Origin of the sequence: Nostoc sp. (genome assembly GCF_036917655.1) — a bacterium.
Classification (GTDB): domain Bacteria; phylum Cyanobacteriota; class Cyanobacteriia; order Cyanobacteriales; family Nostocaceae; genus Nostoc.
Genome location: NZ_JBALCY010000017.1, coordinates 1 through 15730 on the forward strand (window position 1 = coordinate 1; position 15730 = coordinate 15730).

The following is a 15730-nucleotide window of genomic DNA, read 5'->3' on the forward strand; positions in this document are numbered from 1 at the left end:
GAGTTAGGAGTTAGGAGTTAGGAGTTAGGAGTTAGGAGTTAGGAGTTAGGAGTTAGGAGTTAGGAGTTAGGAGTTAGGAGTTAGGAGTTAGGAGTGCTGAGTAATGAAGAAGAGAGAAATTAGAGTTTTTATAGATGGATTGTGAAATGGATGTTACACCTACTTTCATTGAAAATTCAGCAATATTGTGGTGCTTTTGCGAGGACGGCAAATACGAGAATATAGGCTAACCCCAAAGCACCAACACATCTATATTATTAGGATGGTTTAAGGTGATAATCAAATTGAGAATGGTAAGCTGCATTGGTAAAGCCCGCTGAATGTATTGCATCCCAATTGATCACATCTTCTAACAAAGCCTGATAACCTAGTGTATTGGGATGAAGACCATCTTCACTCAAGCGTTTGAGCCGCCAACTTTCACCGCGTTCCATCCATTGCTCAAAAATATCTAAATAGGGAATCTGCCGTTTCGTGCAAGCAATTCGAGTTGCTTCTTTGTAGCGGAACTGGTCGGCATGATTATAGTAAAAGCAATCTAAAAATGGCATCTTGGCTTCATCCACTGGCACCATGCCCACAAATAATACAGGACATAGTTGCTGTGCTAAATCTAAAAGAGTTGCAATTTCCTTTTCAAACACGGTAAAATCTGTGTAACTTCGGCCATCGGGACGCGCTAACCGGGCTGAATCATTCACGCCTACTGATAAAATAATTAAGTCGGGAACACGATTCCGCAGTTCACCCCGGTGGCGAAATTCAACTTCTAGCCTTTGTGCTACTTGTTGCGTGCGATCGCCTCTTACCCCTAAATTATAAAGAATATGACCGGCACTATCCGGCAACATCCACCATCGCCGTAGTTGCTCAATCCAGCCTCCTTTTTCTGGGTCGCCGAATCCATAAATTAAGCTGTCCCCCAGTGCGACAATCTTCATTGGCTGAAAGTGATTTGGTGGTATAGACACCTGCATTGAGGAAGAAGCTAGAAATGTGTGCATTTAACAACTATATTTTATATTTTTACAAGATTCTATACATTTCTATACCATAGATGGCTATCTTTAGTGTGCAAGCATATATGGGGTTTCTACTTGTTGATATGGTTGCAAGATTAATTATTGCTGCATTTGAGCCTTTGAGGTCGAAGGTTGAGCCTCTGAGGGTGAATGTTGAGCCTCTGAGGGTGAAACTTGCGGTTTAAAAGCTCAAGTTTGGGGTTTGGTACTGAAAACGGCTATGCGATGTCTACGACGGGCTACGCCTACGCACCATGTTTCAGGTTATTTTAGGGATAAGGGAATTCCAAAAAATAAATTATCCAAATTTTTGAATTCAACACGACCTTTCTTCCCCCCTACTCCCTGCTCCCTGCTCCCCTGCCCTAAACACAATGGGATATTTTTTTAATTTGGAAGTCCCTTATCGCCCTATCTTCTCTAAATTTACCCATCTGATTTTTCTATAATCTCTAATAATTCCTCTTTGGTTTGCTTTTGGTCTTTTCTGTCAATGCGTAAGTCCTAACAATGCCGAACTTGAGGGTAAAAATCGTGCTGACAAATTTCTCAGAAATATCTGCACGCAACCCATTTATCAATACTCCCTTAATTACGCCTCCCTCCCTGGAAGCAATCGCACAAATCATTGATACTGATGAGTATGAAGTTGAGGAAGTGCTAGAAAATTGGCTAGAGTTCTTACAGCAACAAGGAATAGCTCCAGAAACCCATTACAGTCTCTATCATTCAAACTTTCGAGACTGGCTAGGTAGACAGCAAATAAAACCCTCTGAAAATTTTCCTAACCCTCTCTATTAATGCAGAGGGGGTAAGGTGTGAAGAATGGAGCTAAGCGGATTCGAACCGCTGACCCCCTCAATGCCATTGAGGTGCGCTACCAACTGCGCTATAACCCCTTAAAATCCATTATACATAATGGCTTCATTATTAGTGCTTTGTCAAGCTTTTTCTGGAAACTAAATTTTAAATATCTCCTCTAGCACTCAGCACTCACAACGACACTTGCAACAAATAGGTCATACAGTGCCCCATCAAAAAGTAAACTACTAACATGGCAGCAGCAGCCAGAGCAACCAATGTACCAGCCAACATTAGAGAAAATTCTTTACTCTCGTAAGCTCTTTCCATTAAGTGCAACGACCATGCCACCAAGGCTACATCAAAAAGTAAAATAGGAAGCAACATATTTTTAATATTTGTTAATACTTGTAAAATAATATTAACACCCTTTTAAGGAAGTGTGTCTAACCTAAGATAGATGTCATTAAATGCTAAATAGCTATTCAGCAGAATGTTCTTACTGGCACGTTGCGATCGCGCAAATAATTTTTGATTTCTGCTACACTTAATTGTCCGTAATGTAACAGAGATGCGAGTAATGCTGCTTCAGCTTTGCCTTCAGTTAGGGCTGTGTATATATGTTCACAACTACCTGCACCACCAGAAGCAATGACTGGAATTTCTACAGCATCGGCAATTGCCCGTGTAATCTCAATGTCATACCCGGCTTGGGTTCCATCAGCATCCATACTTGTGACTAGGAGTTCTCCGGCCCCCCGTTTTTCAACTTCTTGTGCCCACAATAGGGCATCTAAGCCTGTATTTTCCCTGCCACCCCGCACATACACATCCCAACCTGGATTCTCCGGGTTATTTCTGCGTCTGGCATCAATAGCAACAACTATGCACTGATTACCAAAGCGATCGCTTGCCCGATTGATCAAGTCTGGATCACGCACCGCCGCAGAATTAATACTAACCTTATCTGCGCCTGCTCGTAACAAAGCTTTAACATTTTCTAAGGATTGAATGCCACCACCCACAGTCAATGGAATAAAGACCTGTTCAGCGGTGCGGTAGACCACATCTAAAATAGTAGCTCGGTCTTCATGAGTAGCTGTAATATCCAGAAATACTAACTCATCAGCACCGGCTTCGTTGTAAACCTTGGCCAGTTCTACCGGATCGCCTGCATCTTGGAGATTGACAAAGTTAACTCCTTTTACAACCCGTCCCGCCTTCACATCTAAGCACGGTAAGATTCTTTTAGATAACATAATAACTTTTGTACTTCTGGGTAATTGACCGGAATTTAAATTTTAAATTGGCGCGGGTATTCTCAAACGAAAATTTTCACGGGAATAGGGAATGGGGCATTAGGCATTGGTTATTCTCCTTGTCCCCTCATCTCCCCACTCCCCACTCCCTAGTCCCTTAAAAGTAGATAGCTGAATTATGGCGATAATCTCCTCGAAAAAACAGCCTCCCGAACCCAACGGAGAACCAAAGCAGCATCGGGAGTCGGCAAAAGCACCATCCACAGACAATATTTTGCAGCCTGAAGCTGCTATTGATGAACAAGATCAGCAGGAAGAAGGTATTCGACCGCACCGATTTGCCGATTACATTGGGCAAAAAGATTTAAAGGATGTGCTAGATATTGCCATCAAAGCAGCCAAGTCTCGTGGTGAAGTGCTAGATCACCTGCTGCTGTATGGGCCGCCGGGATTAGGCAAAACTACAATGGCAATGATTTTAGCATCGGAAATGGGGGTAAATTACAAAATTACCAGTGCGCCAGCCCTAGAACGTCCACGGGATATTGTCGGGCTACTGGTGAACATGAAACCAGGGGATATTTTATTTGTGGATGAGATTCATCGCCTCTCGCGGATGACGGAGGAAATTCTTTATCCGGCGATGGAAGATTATCGCTTAGATATTACTATTGGTAAGGGTTCGAGCGCTCGGATCAGAAGTTTGCCGCTGTCAAAGTTTACCCTAGTGGGAGCTACAACGCGTGTGGGTGCTTTAACTTCACCACTGCGCGATCGCTTCGGTTTGATTCAAAAACTCCGATTTTACGAAGTTGACGAACTGACTAAAATTGTACTGCGAACCGCTCAATTACTCAAAACCCCCGTTACAGAAGATGGTGCCACAGAAATTGCCCGTCGTTCACGCGGAACGCCACGGATTGCTAATAGGTTACTTAAACGAGTCCGTGATTATGCGGAAGTAAAGTTGTCTGGTGAAATTAACGAAATAGTTGCATCGGAAGCATTGCAACTATTCCAAGTAGATCCCTGCGGTTTAGATTGGACAGACCGCCAAATGCTGAGTGTCATAATTGAACAATTTAACGGCGGGCCAGTGGGGTTGGAAACAATGGCAGCAGCGACGGGTGAAGATACTCAAACAATTGAAGAGGTGTATGAACCTTACCTGATGCAGATTGGGTATTTAACTAGAACTCATCGCGGAAGAATGGCGACAAAGGCAGCATACAAGCATTTGGGATTCACGCCGCCTAATGAACAGTTGTCATTATTGTAATTATGGGCATTGGGCAATTCAATTTTGGATTTTGGATTTTAAATTTTGGATTAAATTTCAATCTAAAATCCAAAATCTAAAATCTAAAATTCTTCCTCCCCCACTCCCCACTCGCCATTTTCAAGATAGACACAGGTAAACCTAGATGATTAAGTTGATTGGTATTTTTCTCAGTCTGTTATTTGTGTTTGGCTGGAGTACGCCAGTCATGGCACAATCTCAACCGCCCATTACTCAAGAACAGTTAAAACAAGGTGATGAGTGGGCAAATCAAGCGTTTACAGCAACGAATCAAGGTGATTTTGCCACGGCTGAAACTTACTGGACAAAGATTATTGAGCAATTTCCTACTAATGCTGGGGCGTGGAGTAACCGGGGAAATTCGCGGGTGAGTCAGAATAAATTGCCAGAGGCGCTGGCAGATTATAACAAAGCCATAGAACTAGCACCGAATGTCACCGATCCATATTTGAATCGGGGTGCGGCGTTGGAAGGGTTAGGAAAATGGGATGATGCGATCGCAGATTATAATCATGTCTTAGAACTCGATCCTAATGATGCGATGGCGTATAATAATCGCGGTAATGCGAAAACAGGTTTGGGGAAATGGGATGATGCGATCGCTGACTACAAAAAATCTAATGAGATAGCCCCAAATTTTGCCTTCGCCCGTGCCAATTATGCCCTTGCTCTGTATGAAACTGGTCAAAAAGAGCAAGCAATCCGTGAGATGCGAAATATCGTCCGTAAATATCCCAGGTTTGCTGATGTGCGTGCCGCCCTCACAGCTGCATATTGGGTAAATGGAGAACAAGGTGAAGCTGAAAGTAACTGGGTAGCAGCTTATGGACTAGATAGCCGTTATAAGGACATTAACTGGGTAACAAATATCCGCCGTTGGCCGCCCAGTATGGTAGTGGCTTTAGATAAATTTTTGAAACTCCAATAGGCACTTCTAACTCAGCAAAAATTCCTTTTCTTTGCCTATCTACCTGTTTTCTGGTATACATCATTGTAAATAAGCAGAAGCAAGAAATATGACTCATTTTGGACTGATTTGTCCAGCATCAACTGGTCATCTCAACACTATGCTTCCCTTGGGAAAAGAACTGCAAAATCGCGGTCATCAAGTTACCCTGTTCGGCTTTTCCGATGCTCAACCGCAGACACTAGCCGCAGGACTAGAATTTAGGGCGATTAGCGAATCTCAGTTTCCCCGTGGGGTTACAGCAGAATCTTTGGCTAAGTTAGGGAAATTGAGTGGACTTACTGCATTGCAATATACCATCAATCTCCTTAAAGATGGAGCAGATACTATGCTCAGGGATGCACCACCAGCAATTAAAGAAGCAGGTGTGGAGGCCCTTTTAGTAGACCAAGTTACGCCAGAGGGCGGAACTGTTGCAGAATTTTTAGGACTTCCCTTTATTACCGTTTGCAGTGCTGTAATACTTAATCGAGAAGAGAGTGTTCCCCCAATTATCACAAGCTGGAGCTATAACCGAGCTTGGTGGGCACAACTGCGTAACAGAGTAGGTTATGGGTTGTTGGATCGCATCGCCAAACCAATTAGAGAGGTAATAGCTGACTATCGCCGAGAGTGGAAGTTACCCCCACACTTCAGTGCGAATGAAGATTATTCCCCACTAGCTCAAATTAGTCAACAGCCTGCCCAATTGGAATTTCCCAGGCAGTATTTGCCCCAGTGGTTTCATTTTACAGGCCCTTATCATAGTCCAACTGGTCGGGAAATTCCTGATTTTCCTGATGAAAAATTGACCGGACAACCATTGATTTACGCTTCAATGGGAACTGTGCAAAATCGCCTATTGGGAGTTTTCAAATCTATTGCCGAAGCGTGTAATGATTTGGATGCCCAGCTAGTTATTTCGTTAGGTGGTTCTACAAGTCCAGAGTCTTTGGGAAGTTTGCCGGGAAATCCTCTTGTTGTTGGTTATGCGCCCCAACTTAAATTGCTGCAAAAAGCGACTCTCACCATTACCCATGCAGGCATGAATACCACTTTGGAGTCCTTAAATAATGGTGTGCCAATGGTTGCTATTCCCGTTGCTAATGATCAACCAGGAATAGCAGCGCGTGTAGCTTGGACAGGCGCTGGTGAGGCCATACCACTAAGTCGTGTGAATGTTCCTAAATTGCGATCTGCTATCCAAAAGGTGCTGACGGAAGATTCTTATAAAAAAAATGCAATTAGGTTACAAGAGGCGATTAAAAAAGCAGGGGGTGTGAGTCGAGCCATTGATATTGTGGAACAGGCTGTGTCTACAGGGAAGCCTGTTATCTCTTAGGAAATATCTAAAAGAACTTTTAAGAGATTTTCAGCATTTTGATGAAAAGTTAATCATTTCCCTTTTGACTAGTCGTTCCAATTTCCAGAACGGATTCTTTTGGCATCCTTGTAAAGGGCTGATTTAAATTCGTACCCAAGTAGCTGTTTAAGCTTTGGACTGGCACGATCTAAAACTTCTTGCTGCATATCATGCAACGGGTTTTCTAGCGGACGAACATACTTAGGAGCATAGTTACCAAGGATTGACACTCTTGGCTGGTCAGTAGAATTAACAGAGGTATCATGCCAACAAAGACCGTGGGAGATCACCACAGAACCAGCCTTGCCAGTTACTTTTTGACCCGTTTTTGAAAATTGCACTAAGTCAGGCGGACTGCAAAGCTTCTGACTACCTGGAGCAAAAACAGGGGCACCATTCTGCTGCGTGAAATCCTCAACCATCCAAATTACTTGAATCTCCATCACAGGATAAGCTGGAAATGGTGGCTTCATAGTCCAATAAGGATAGTCTACGTGTACCCCCATATTTGTTGCACCAGGGTTGATGATATGAGCCGAGAAACCACCGAGAGTCACATCTTCGCCCAAAATGGCTTCAATCACTGCGATCACCGTTGGGTGCTGCACCATCAACTCGAAAATTTCGCCCTTATAAACTAAGCCATACACTCGTTCTTTTTGTTCGTGAAGCAAAACTTTTCCTTGCAGTTTCTCTTTCTCGGCTAGTTGGAGAAGAAGCGATCGCGCTTCTTGTGCCTGTGTTGGATTTAACACTTCAGGAATCAGGACATAACCTTTTCCTGCAATAATTTCATCTACTAGACTTGTAACGTTTTTCATGGTAAATGCCTCCCTGGCGATCGCATTCAAAAACTCTTCACAATAAACTAGAACTAGTCTCCCGAACTGCCTGATTTTGCTGGTGTCTCCCTGTCACCACCATCTGCACACCATCTCCTGGGCTAAGGAGGAAACCCTTACGCACTGGCTGCACTGGTTTGCTATCAGCCAGTTCCATTTGCCAGCGAGACAGCACTGTTGCCAAAATCACCTTCATCTCAAACAGCGCAAACGCCATCCCAATACAGCGACGGTTCCCGCCACCAAAGGGCAAATACTCAGAAGGGGTAAACTGCCGTTCCAGAAAACGCTCTGGTTTAAATTGCTTCGACTGGGGATATAAATCTTCCCGATGATGGGTTAGATAAATGCAAGGAATCACCAGAGTTCCAGGATTCAACTGATAGCCCATGATTTCTAGGGGGGATTTTACCAAGCGATTTAATGCCAACATTACCACTGGATAAAGACGCTGAGTTTCCGAACAAACAGCACTCAAATAGGGCAATCGCAAAATAGCATTTGGATCGGGGTTTTCACCCAGGCTATCTAGTTCTTGCAGTAGTTTTTCACGCACCTGTGGCAAATGGTGAATCCAGTAGAAAGCCCATGCTAAGGAAGTCGCCGTAGTTTCGTGACCTGCCGCCAAGAGGGTAATTAACTCATCGCGTAACTCTACATCAGTCATCGACTGCCCCTCTTCATCACGAGCTGCCATCATCAAAGATAGGATATCAGTCCGAGATGGGTCAGGTTGCTCTTTGCGATCGCTAATCTCAGCATAAATAAGTTCGTCAATTTGCTGTCGTAAATTCAGGAATATTCCCCAAGGACTCCAAGAACCTAAATCTTTTTGCAGTGATGGGAAAACAAGCATCATTGCTGTAACGAAAGGTGGCTTTGGATTCAGGATTTTCAGCAGCACTTCCTTGAGTTTTTCATAACGTGGCCCATCTGCTAGACCAAATACAGCCTTTAAAATCACCTCTAAGGAGATTGCTTGCATAGATGGCAACACTGAAAAAGATTCCCCAACTTGCCATTTACTAATAACTTGCTCTGTGATGTCACGGGTTAACTGTCCATAAGCCAGCATTCTTTCTCCATGAAAAGGGGGTGTCAACAACTTTCGTTGGCGTTGGTGAGGCTTACCTTCTAGAGCTAGTAGTGATTGCCGTCCTAATAAAGGTGATTTAATCCCTGCTGACTCACCTGAGTCTAGCTGTTTTGGATCTGTGGTAAAAATCTGCTGAATTGCTTGGGGATTACTAAAGAATACTTGAGGAGTAAAAACTGGGCCAATCTGAAGAGTGAAGACATCACCATAGCGTTTAGCACAGGCTTCCATGTATTCTAAAGGATTAGTAAGCCACTGATACGTTTGTACCCAAGGGTGAGTTTGAGGTCCGTTAGGCTGTTTTAGTGCAGACATTTTTATTAATCTCCCAATTATTCGAGCAAGATTGTTATCAGTCAGTCATTCATGCACGCATAGCTTGATTAATCTTAGAACAAAGATCAGGCAGATGAACTGACCAAATCTTGAATCTGCCTTGGGGTCAATTCCTGGACATTACGCAAAACTACTGATGCTCCTGCTGCTATTAGTGTCTCAGCATAAGCATTACCACGGGCTGCTGTTTCCTGGACATGGGGCGGTAAAACGCCTACACCAAGCCAAGCGTGATCAGAATCTAAACCCCGCGCTTTATTGACGGTATACATATCTGCTACTGTATCTCCTACGTACACGATCGCTGATTTTTGCTCAATTCCATTTTCTAATTGGCGAACTGTGGCAAAAAGTCCAGTGGGGTCTGGTTTCCCTGGTGCATCTTCCATCGCAATCAACACCGGAGATTGTAAGCCCAGGCGTCTTTCTAATACATAGTTAGCGGAAGCACGAGTTGCACCGCTAAAAAATCCCCAAGCAATCCCAGCTTGGGTAAGTTGTTCTAAATAGCTAGGTTGTAACAACAAAGGTTCATTACAGATATACCCAGTAAAATTATTTGGGTCTGGGCCGCGGTAACGCGATTGAAAAAAAGCCACGATCGCACTGTAATCTAATTGCAGTTGCTCACGGCTCTGTCCTTGGGTTTCAAAGTAGCGGTAAATTAATTCCTGTGATGCTTCCCAATCATTATTCCACACGCCTTCAGACTTGAGTTGGTCAATATCTAGTGGGGTTGGTCGATATGCTTGGGTAGTAAAATATTCTACCGTATCTGCGATCGCCCGACGATAGGAACCGCTAACATCGCGGACAACGCCATCAATATCGAAAACAACGATCGCTTTTGCAGAAGTTTGTTGAGTCATAGAGTAGCAAGCAAAAGAGTTTTACATCATCATAAAACGTGAGATCATGACTCAGGTAAAAAATCGGGGTCGAGGGCTTGCTCAGGTGTGAAAGGAGATTGTTCGGGGAAGGTAGCAATCGCTAATCCAGTTTCAATTACAGCCAGTCGTCTAGCTGTTTGATAGCTTTCGTTGAAAACCTGATCAAAGTGAGGCTTTAAACTTGGACTTTCCTTAAGTGCCTTTTGGACTCGCCTACGGTGTTCCAAAATTGTGTACTGCCAACTTTTTGAGCGCCTTTCAGTTTGAATTTGGTATTTGAGCAGATGCATCAGCAACACTTCCAGATTGCTCTCCAATGCCCGCTTTTCACTTCTGCCCATCGTTTCAATTTCTTCAATCAGATTATCTAAGTCCAGTTCTGTGAGCCGACCTTGCTTAAGCAGTTCTGCCGTGGTTTGAATCCACAGGTAAAAATCTTGCTCATACAAATCTGAACTAGATGTTGTTTGAGATTGGGGCAGTTGGGCAGTCACGTCGCTTCGCTCCGAATTCAAATGTGATATATGGCTCAGGTAAAAAATCGGGGTCGAGGGCTTGCTCTGGCGTGAAGGGAGATTGTTCCGGGAAGATAGCCACATCCAATTCAGTTTCATCGGCAGCCAAGAGTCTCGCATCGTCATAACACAGCCCAAAAACCTCATAAAAATAGGGTTTGAGGCTAGGACTCTCTTCTAGAGCTTGTCTGATGCGTTTACGATGCTCCCGAATTGTTGCTCGCCAACTACCAGAGCGCTTCTCGGCTTGATAGTTATACTTCAATAGATGCATCAGCACCATTTCCAAATTGCTTCTTAGTGCTTTCTGTTCACTCCTACCCATTGTTTCAATTTCATCAATCAAATTCTCTAAATCCAGTTCCGTGAGCCGACCTTGCTTGAGAAGTTCTGCTGTGGTTTGAATCCACAGGTAAAAGTCTTGCTCATACAAATCTGAACTAGATGTTGTTTGAGATTGGGGCAGTTGGGCAGTCATAAGCATCTGTAGTTAGCGCCGACTAAACCTTATGCTAGCCCATTCTCAATCACCAAAACAGTGCTGGGTAAGATTCCCCACTCCAAACTCCTAACTCCCCACTCCTAACTCCAAACTCCTAACTCCCCACTCCTAACTCCCCACTCCTAACTCCTAACTCCTAACTCCCCACTCCCCACTCCCCACTCCCCACTCCCCACTCCTGAATGTTTGGTCATTTGATAGAGTATTGCGTTAAAATAAGCGATCGCTATCCTAGTTAAGTAATGCCCGGAAATTCCCGGAGGTGTGATTGACCAAGTTTATTTTGAAAATTCTGTGGTTAGACGAAAACGTTGCTCTAGCAGTCGATCAAATTGTCGGCAAAGGCACCAGTCCTTTGACGAAGTACTTTTTTTGGCCCAGAAATGATGCCTGGGAAGAGTTAAAAAAGGAATTAGAGTCCAAACATTGGATTACTGACCTGGATCGTGTCGAGTTGCTTAATAAAGCGACAGAAGTGATTAACTACTGGCAAGAGGAAGGCAGAAACCGTCCAATGGCAGAAGCTCAGTTGAAATTTCCAGAAGTTGCCTTCACAGGTAGCGCCTGATATTACAATATTAGCGCTCGTGCTGTTCTACAAGCTGCCACAGTTTGATAGTTTTGTCCCTGCTACCACTTGCAATTAATTGTGTAACTTTGCTCACAGCAACAGCAGATACTGAGTCTACATGACCAGAGAGAGTAACAATCTCTTCTGCTGTGCTTACCCTCCAAAGTTTAACTGTTTTGTCGCAACTTGCACTTAGGAGCGTTTCGCCATCGGCAGTAAAAGCCACAGCCACCACAGACCAAGAATGGCCTACAAGTGTGCAAATTAGCTGACCAGTGTTTACCTCCCACAATTTAATAGTGTTATCATCACTACCCGTCGCCAAAATTTTCCCATCGGGACTAAAAGCGACTGTCAAAACCGCCCATGCATGACCCGAAAGGGTGCTTAACAAGCTATAGCATGGGCGGTTTTTAAATTCTCTCTGGAAACTTTCTAATGCAGGTATCTGCCACAGGCGAATTGTTCTGTCATAACTAGCGCTGGCTAAAAGCTGTCCTTGGGGACTAAATGCTACTGAATTTACTTGTAATTGGTGTCCAGTTATGGTGCAAATTTCAGTGCCAGTATTTACATCCCAGAGTTTGATTGTCTTATCCCAGCTACCACTAGCGAGAATCTGCCCATCTGGACTGAAAGCAACTGATTTTACAATATGTGAGTGTCCCAATAGGGTGCAGATTTCCTCTAATGTCTCAACCTGCCACAATTTGATAGTTTTATCATCGCTAGCAGTTGCCAGAATTTGACCATCAGGACTGAAGGCGACTGATTTTACAGCTTGGGAATGTCCTGATAAGCTAGCTAGGACTTTTTTGGTATTTAAATCCCACAATTTGACGATTCTATCATCACTACCACTGGCTAAAGTGTAACCGTCAGGACTGATGGCAAGGGCATTCACACTACTTAATGTCCCAGAATGTCCAGTTAGAGTATGTAAGCACTGCCAAGGAGGATTTTGGATTTTGAGATTTTGGATTTTAGATTCCATACCCATTGCTTGCATAACTTCATCAGCTGATTGAAAGCGACAGTTAACAGCATTTTGCAGTAGCTTGTCGAGGATTTGTGCCAAGCGTAGACGCAAAGCGTCTTGTCGCCAGACATCGCTTACTTTAGTAGTAAGATAATCTCGCCAAACCCAACAATCGTTAGCAATATCAAATAAATCAAAGGGAGGAATCTGAGTAAGTAAGTAAATGCAAGTTACACCCAAGCTATATAAGTCACTAGCAAAAACCGCTTTTCCTCTCGCTTGTTCTGGTGCAGCGTATTCTGGACTGCCAATACTGGTTTCAGATGTTAGCCGATCAATTTCTGTGACGATTTTCGCAGTGCTAAAATCGACTATGACGAAATCCCCCTTCTTGGTAATTGGGGATCTACGGATGATATTGTGGGGTTTAATATCGCGGTGGATGACGTTGCGATCGCTAATAAACTGAAAAACAGGTAATAAATCTTTTAAAAGTTGCCAAATCTGAGTTTCATTAAAAGCACCTTCTTCTTCAACCACCTGAGCTAAATTAGTGCCTGCAATAAACTCCTGCACTAAATAAAAATGCCCGTTCTGCTGAAAATAAGCCAACAAAGCGGGAATTTGCGGATGCTTTCCTAATTCTTCTAGCTTTTGCGCCTTTTGCTGAAAAATATTAAATGTTTCGGATTCCAGCGCTAATTCTTGAACGACGCAAGGAACTGGAGGAAACTGACCCTCATCTACAGCGAGAAAGGTTTTGCAGAATCCCCCTTTACCAATCTGCTTCATTAAACGATAACGTTCTTGTAACAGCAAAATTTCTCCGTCAGAATTACAGCCAGCCAAGGCGAATAGAATTCGCGGCTACACAAACTTAGTCCGCCTCCGCGCAATATGGTTCGGTTAACATGTTTGTCTCTCGAAGATCCCCCAATCCCCCTTAAAAAGGGGGGCTTTTTCTGATCTTTACCCCCTTGTTAAGGGGATCTTATCCGAACCGTATTGCGCCTCTGCCGACTAAGGAAAAATTGAGGATTTGAAACCCACGGAGGTGGGTTTTACCTGTGTAGACGCGGTTTCTAACCGCCCTTTTAACGTTAAGTTGACTTATTATCTACAGGAAAATTCACAACTATAGGTGGAAGACCGTTTTCTGAGGTTGGTTGGACTTTGGTAACTATTGGTTGTGGATGCAAAGGTCTTGGTGTCAATTCACCTTTACCAGTTTGATTCCATAAAATCAGGGATAGTAGCCCATCCACTAAGCCGTTATTGCTGCCGTTACCGCTAACTAAGACATCTGGAATCAAGCGGACATTGCGATCGCCGATAATCTGCATTAGCTGCATTGCTGTATAACCTTGGGAACCCAAAGCTTCCACACCAGCTTGGTATGTCTCCGCTTTGGCGTTACCTGTGGCCCGAATGCCTTCAGCCTCAGCAATTGCCCGGAGTTTTGTTCCCTCAGCTTCACCGTTCGCCTCTTTGATTTGGGCTTGGGCTTTCAAGTCAGCAATATGTACACTCTGCTCCGATTTCACCATTTCTTGCTGGATATTAGCCAGTGCCGTTTCCCTGACAAGCTGCTGCCGTTGGGTTTGCGCCATCTGCTGCACTTCATAAGTCTTGCGTTCTTCTTCGGCAATTTTCCGGTCTGTCTGTGTCTGCATTAGTGATGCTGGTGGCTGAATATCACCAATGAGGGTGTCGATCGCTTGCACGTCATAAGCCCGCAATGCTGTTTTAATATACTCAGCAGCCTCAGTTTGTCGCTCACTCCGAGCAGTCAGAAAGTCTAGTACAGTACAGTTTTGGGCTGAGTTGCGGAAATAATTACCGATAGTCGGTTCTAATACATGGTCTACCAGATTTTGCATTGCACCGACGCGAGAAATTACCTTCGGGGCATCTAAAGCACCCACATGGATAATTTGTGCTACTTCCAAATCAAAGGCAAACCCATCACGCGATCGCACTGTCAAGGAAGCTAGTTGAGCATCATAGCTGTGGCGTTCAGTCCGACCTGACCAGTTTAAAACAATGTTGGTCGTTGGCACCAGTTCCATCTTCATAATTCGGGAATTAATCGGGTGCTTACCAGGATATAGCGGTTCGATCCACACACCCTTATGTCCCTGATTGACCAAGTTACCGTGGGTGAAAGCTGCACCACTGACATCTTGATGGGCCTTACCCACGAAAGAAATCACCACACCCACATACCCAATGGGAATTTCCGTCATCGGCACTTGCTCAACTTGAACAAACCAAGGATTCAAGTTCCAAGAACCAGAAAGCAAGGTTTGCTCTTGTAAGCCTCGCCGCCCACCACCATCAATAAATTTCTGACCATTTTGGAAGTTATTGTGTTCGTCAATTATTGGGCCTGCGAGCTCACCAGCAGAAATTGGTACACCATCTAAGGTGGTGACGATGCCAACTTTGTCAGCTGCCAGACTGTACACCCGCAACTGTTCTGGAGTCATGCCATGAGCGCTGGCATTTGCTGCCATGATGACTTTAAACAGGGCAGTATTCATCCGGTACGTACCAGCCGTGAGAAAACCCATTTGCCGCCCTTTTTCCCCACCTTGGGTAAGGAATTTTCGAGCATCTTGGAAGTTGTCACAAGTCACAATTTTACCCAAAATCCGCTCTGGTGGGTTGGATGCTCCATCTGCTGCCACAATCAAAGCGATTTCCCCTTGGGGAACGACAATTACCGACTCTTTCTTTACAGAATATTGCCAAGGCCAATAGCCCCAGTGCCAACCAGGAGCTAAAGTATCTGCCTGTAAGCCAGCCTCCCCCTTGAGGGCAATCAAACTTCCGGCGGGGAGTCCATGCCCGGAAAGGGTAAATTTCCTCACCACAATGCCGACTTCACGTTCGCCAATTACTACAAGTCCGCCAAAGAATAGGGGGACGAATATAACTAAACCGCCTACAAGTACGATGGGGATTAGTACAAAAGGATCAATTCCAGCAGCTTGATATTGAGTCCGGCTAATTTGTAACTGGGCAATATTTGGTTTGGTCTGATTTAGCTGGACAGTTGAGGCAATTTCTTTTGCAGTAGTTATTTTTACAGAAGTAGCATTGGCAGAGTTGACACTACCAGCGATCGCCAATGTTGCTACGACACATGCTGCAAAACGAGCTACTTTATTTTGTTTACGTGTACCAAGGGAAAATGAAAAGCTTTTCATAATTTGTGCCCATTTGGGCAACTAATTAGCTAAGTTAACACTTCAACAAGGCTTGCCTCGATTTCTTAAACTTGACGTAATTTTTTTTTAAAATTA

At 44.1% G+C, this 15730-nt stretch carries 15 protein-coding genes and 1 tRNA gene; 5 read left to right on the forward strand and 11 right to left on the reverse strand.

What is annotated here, in order from left to right; genetic code table 11:
• Nucleotides 1–257: 257 nt before the first annotated feature.
• Complete coding sequence (locus V7K30_RS09190; RefSeq protein ID WP_334998783.1) at nucleotides 258–1004, reverse strand: GDSL-type esterase/lipase family protein; 747 nt, start codon at nucleotides 1002–1004, stop codon at nucleotides 258–260.
• Nucleotides 1005–1556: 552 nt separating this feature from the next.
• Here V7K30_RS09190 and V7K30_RS09195 point away from each other — a divergent pair.
• A complete protein-coding gene (locus V7K30_RS09195) occupies nucleotides 1557–1823 on the forward strand; it encodes a hypothetical protein (RefSeq protein ID WP_334998784.1) in 267 nt (88 codons plus the stop codon).
• Nucleotides 1824–1848: 25 nt separating this feature from the next.
• On the opposite strand, the gene V7K30_RS09200 is transcribed toward V7K30_RS09195, so the two are convergent.
• The 3 genes from V7K30_RS09200 to hisF form a co-directional block, all read right to left on the reverse strand.
• Nucleotides 1849–1921: transfer RNA gene (locus V7K30_RS09200), tRNA-Ala, on the reverse strand.
• 94 nt (nucleotides 1922–2015) lie between these two features.
• Nucleotides 2016–2210 carry a hypothetical protein gene (locus tag V7K30_RS09205; protein WP_100901219.1) on the reverse strand — a complete coding sequence of 65 codons (195 nt, stop codon included), beginning with the start codon at nucleotides 2208–2210 and terminating at the stop codon, nucleotides 2016–2018.
• Between the two features lie 98 nt (nucleotides 2211–2308).
• Entirely contained in the window at nucleotides 2309–3082 is a 774-nt protein-coding gene (hisF, locus tag V7K30_RS09210; RefSeq protein ID WP_334998785.1) for an imidazole glycerol phosphate synthase subunit HisF, read from the reverse strand.
• A gap of 178 nt (nucleotides 3083–3260) precedes the next feature.
• Here hisF and ruvB point away from each other — a divergent pair, with 178 nt between their 5' ends.
• The 3 genes from ruvB (at nucleotide 3261) to V7K30_RS09225 (ending at nucleotide 6670) form a co-directional block, all read left to right on the forward strand.
• Complete coding sequence (gene ruvB / locus V7K30_RS09215; protein WP_334998786.1) at nucleotides 3261–4361, forward strand: Holliday junction branch migration DNA helicase RuvB; 1101 nt, start codon at nucleotides 3261–3263, stop codon at nucleotides 4359–4361.
• A 145-nt stretch (nucleotides 4362–4506) separates the two neighbouring features.
• Nucleotides 4507–5310, forward strand: coding sequence for a tetratricopeptide repeat protein (locus V7K30_RS09220; RefSeq protein WP_334998787.1), 804 nt, complete (start codon nucleotides 4507–4509; stop codon nucleotides 5308–5310).
• An 88-nt stretch (nucleotides 5311–5398) separates the two neighbouring features.
• Nucleotides 5399–6670: a glycosyltransferase gene (locus V7K30_RS09225; protein WP_334998788.1), complete on the forward strand. Its 1272-nt coding sequence runs from the start codon at nucleotides 5399–5401 to the stop codon at nucleotides 6668–6670.
• Nucleotides 6671–6738: 68 nt separating this feature from the next.
• Here V7K30_RS09225 and V7K30_RS09230 read toward each other — a convergent pair whose 3' ends face one another.
• The 5 genes from V7K30_RS09230 to V7K30_RS09250 all read right to left on the reverse strand — a co-directional run bounded on the left by V7K30_RS09230 (nucleotide 6739) and on the right by V7K30_RS09250 (nucleotide 10848).
• On the reverse strand, nucleotides 6739–7512 hold the full coding sequence (locus V7K30_RS09230) for a phytanoyl-CoA dioxygenase family protein (RefSeq protein WP_334998789.1): 774 nt from the start codon (nucleotides 7510–7512) through the stop codon (nucleotides 6739–6741).
• A gap of 37 nt (nucleotides 7513–7549) precedes the next feature.
• Complete coding sequence (locus V7K30_RS09235; protein WP_334998790.1) at nucleotides 7550–8944, reverse strand: cytochrome P450; 1395 nt, start codon at nucleotides 8942–8944, stop codon at nucleotides 7550–7552.
• An 86-nt stretch (nucleotides 8945–9030) separates the two neighbouring features.
• The gene (locus V7K30_RS09240; RefSeq protein ID WP_334998791.1) at nucleotides 9031–9834 is read right to left on the reverse strand and encodes a TIGR01548 family HAD-type hydrolase; all 804 of its coding nucleotides are present in this window, start codon (nucleotides 9832–9834) and stop codon (nucleotides 9031–9033) included.
• Between the two features lie 44 nt (nucleotides 9835–9878).
• Nucleotides 9879–10349, reverse strand: coding sequence for a DUF29 domain-containing protein (locus tag V7K30_RS09245; protein ID WP_334998792.1), 471 nt, complete (start codon nucleotides 10347–10349; stop codon nucleotides 9879–9881).
• Nucleotides 10312–10848: a DUF29 domain-containing protein gene (locus V7K30_RS09250; RefSeq protein WP_334998793.1), complete on the reverse strand. Its 537-nt coding sequence runs from the start codon at nucleotides 10846–10848 to the stop codon at nucleotides 10312–10314. Before V7K30_RS09250 ends, V7K30_RS09245 begins: the two co-directional genes overlap by 38 nt.
• 292 nt (nucleotides 10849–11140) lie before the next feature.
• Here V7K30_RS09250 and V7K30_RS09255 point away from each other — a divergent pair, with 292 nt between their 5' ends.
• On the forward strand, nucleotides 11141–11440 hold the full coding sequence (locus tag V7K30_RS09255; RefSeq protein ID WP_012410744.1) for a 30S ribosomal protein PSRP-3: 300 nt from the start codon (nucleotides 11141–11143) through the stop codon (nucleotides 11438–11440).
• Nucleotides 11441–11450: 10 nt separating this feature from the next.
• Here the strand turns inward: V7K30_RS09255 and V7K30_RS09260 are convergent, their stop codons facing one another.
• Both V7K30_RS09260 and V7K30_RS09265 read right to left on the reverse strand, forming a co-directional pair.
• Nucleotides 11451–13214: a serine/threonine-protein kinase gene (locus V7K30_RS09260; RefSeq protein ID WP_334998883.1), complete on the reverse strand. Its 1764-nt coding sequence runs from the start codon at nucleotides 13212–13214 to the stop codon at nucleotides 11451–11453.
• Nucleotides 13215–13522: 308 nt separating this feature from the next.
• On the reverse strand, nucleotides 13523–15634 hold the full coding sequence (locus V7K30_RS09265) for an SPFH domain-containing protein (protein ID WP_334998794.1): 2112 nt from the start codon (nucleotides 15632–15634) through the stop codon (nucleotides 13523–13525).
• Between the last annotated feature and the right edge of the window lie 96 nt (nucleotides 15635–15730).

Bases quoted from the DNA above. Each gene is read 5' to 3' on its own strand.
- V7K30_RS09235 (WP_334998790.1), bottom strand. From the start codon at position 8,944: ATGTCTGCACTAAAACAGCCTAACGGACCTCAAACTCACCCTTGGGTA.
- V7K30_RS09240 (WP_334998791.1), bottom strand. From the start codon at position 9,834: ATGACTCAACAAACTTCTGCAAAAGCGATCGTTGTTTTCGATATTGAT.
- ruvB (WP_334998786.1), top strand. From the start codon at position 3,261: ATGGCGATAATCTCCTCGAAAAAACAGCCTCCCGAACCCAACGGAGAA.
- V7K30_RS09205 (WP_100901219.1), bottom strand. From the start codon at position 2,210: ATGTTGCTTCCTATTTTACTTTTTGATGTAGCCTTGGTGGCATGGTCG.
- V7K30_RS09225 (WP_334998788.1), top strand. From the start codon at position 5,399: ATGACTCATTTTGGACTGATTTGTCCAGCATCAACTGGTCATCTCAAC.
- V7K30_RS09265 (WP_334998794.1), bottom strand. From the start codon at position 15,634: ATGAAAAGCTTTTCATTTTCCCTTGGTACACGTAAACAAAATAAAGTA.
- V7K30_RS09250 (WP_334998793.1), bottom strand. From the start codon at position 10,848: ATGACTGCCCAACTGCCCCAATCTCAAACAACATCTAGTTCAGATTTG.
- V7K30_RS09220 (WP_334998787.1), top strand. From the start codon at position 4,507: ATGATTAAGTTGATTGGTATTTTTCTCAGTCTGTTATTTGTGTTTGGC.
- V7K30_RS09190 (WP_334998783.1), bottom strand. From the start codon at position 1,004: ATGCACACATTTCTAGCTTCTTCCTCAATGCAGGTGTCTATACCACCA.
- V7K30_RS09260 (WP_334998883.1), bottom strand. From the start codon at position 13,214: ATGAAGCAGATTGGTAAAGGGGGATTCTGCAAAACCTTTCTCGCTGTA.
- V7K30_RS09230 (WP_334998789.1), bottom strand. From the start codon at position 7,512: ATGAAAAACGTTACAAGTCTAGTAGATGAAATTATTGCAGGAAAAGGT.
- hisF (WP_334998785.1), bottom strand. From the start codon at position 3,082: ATGTTATCTAAAAGAATCTTACCGTGCTTAGATGTGAAGGCGGGACGG.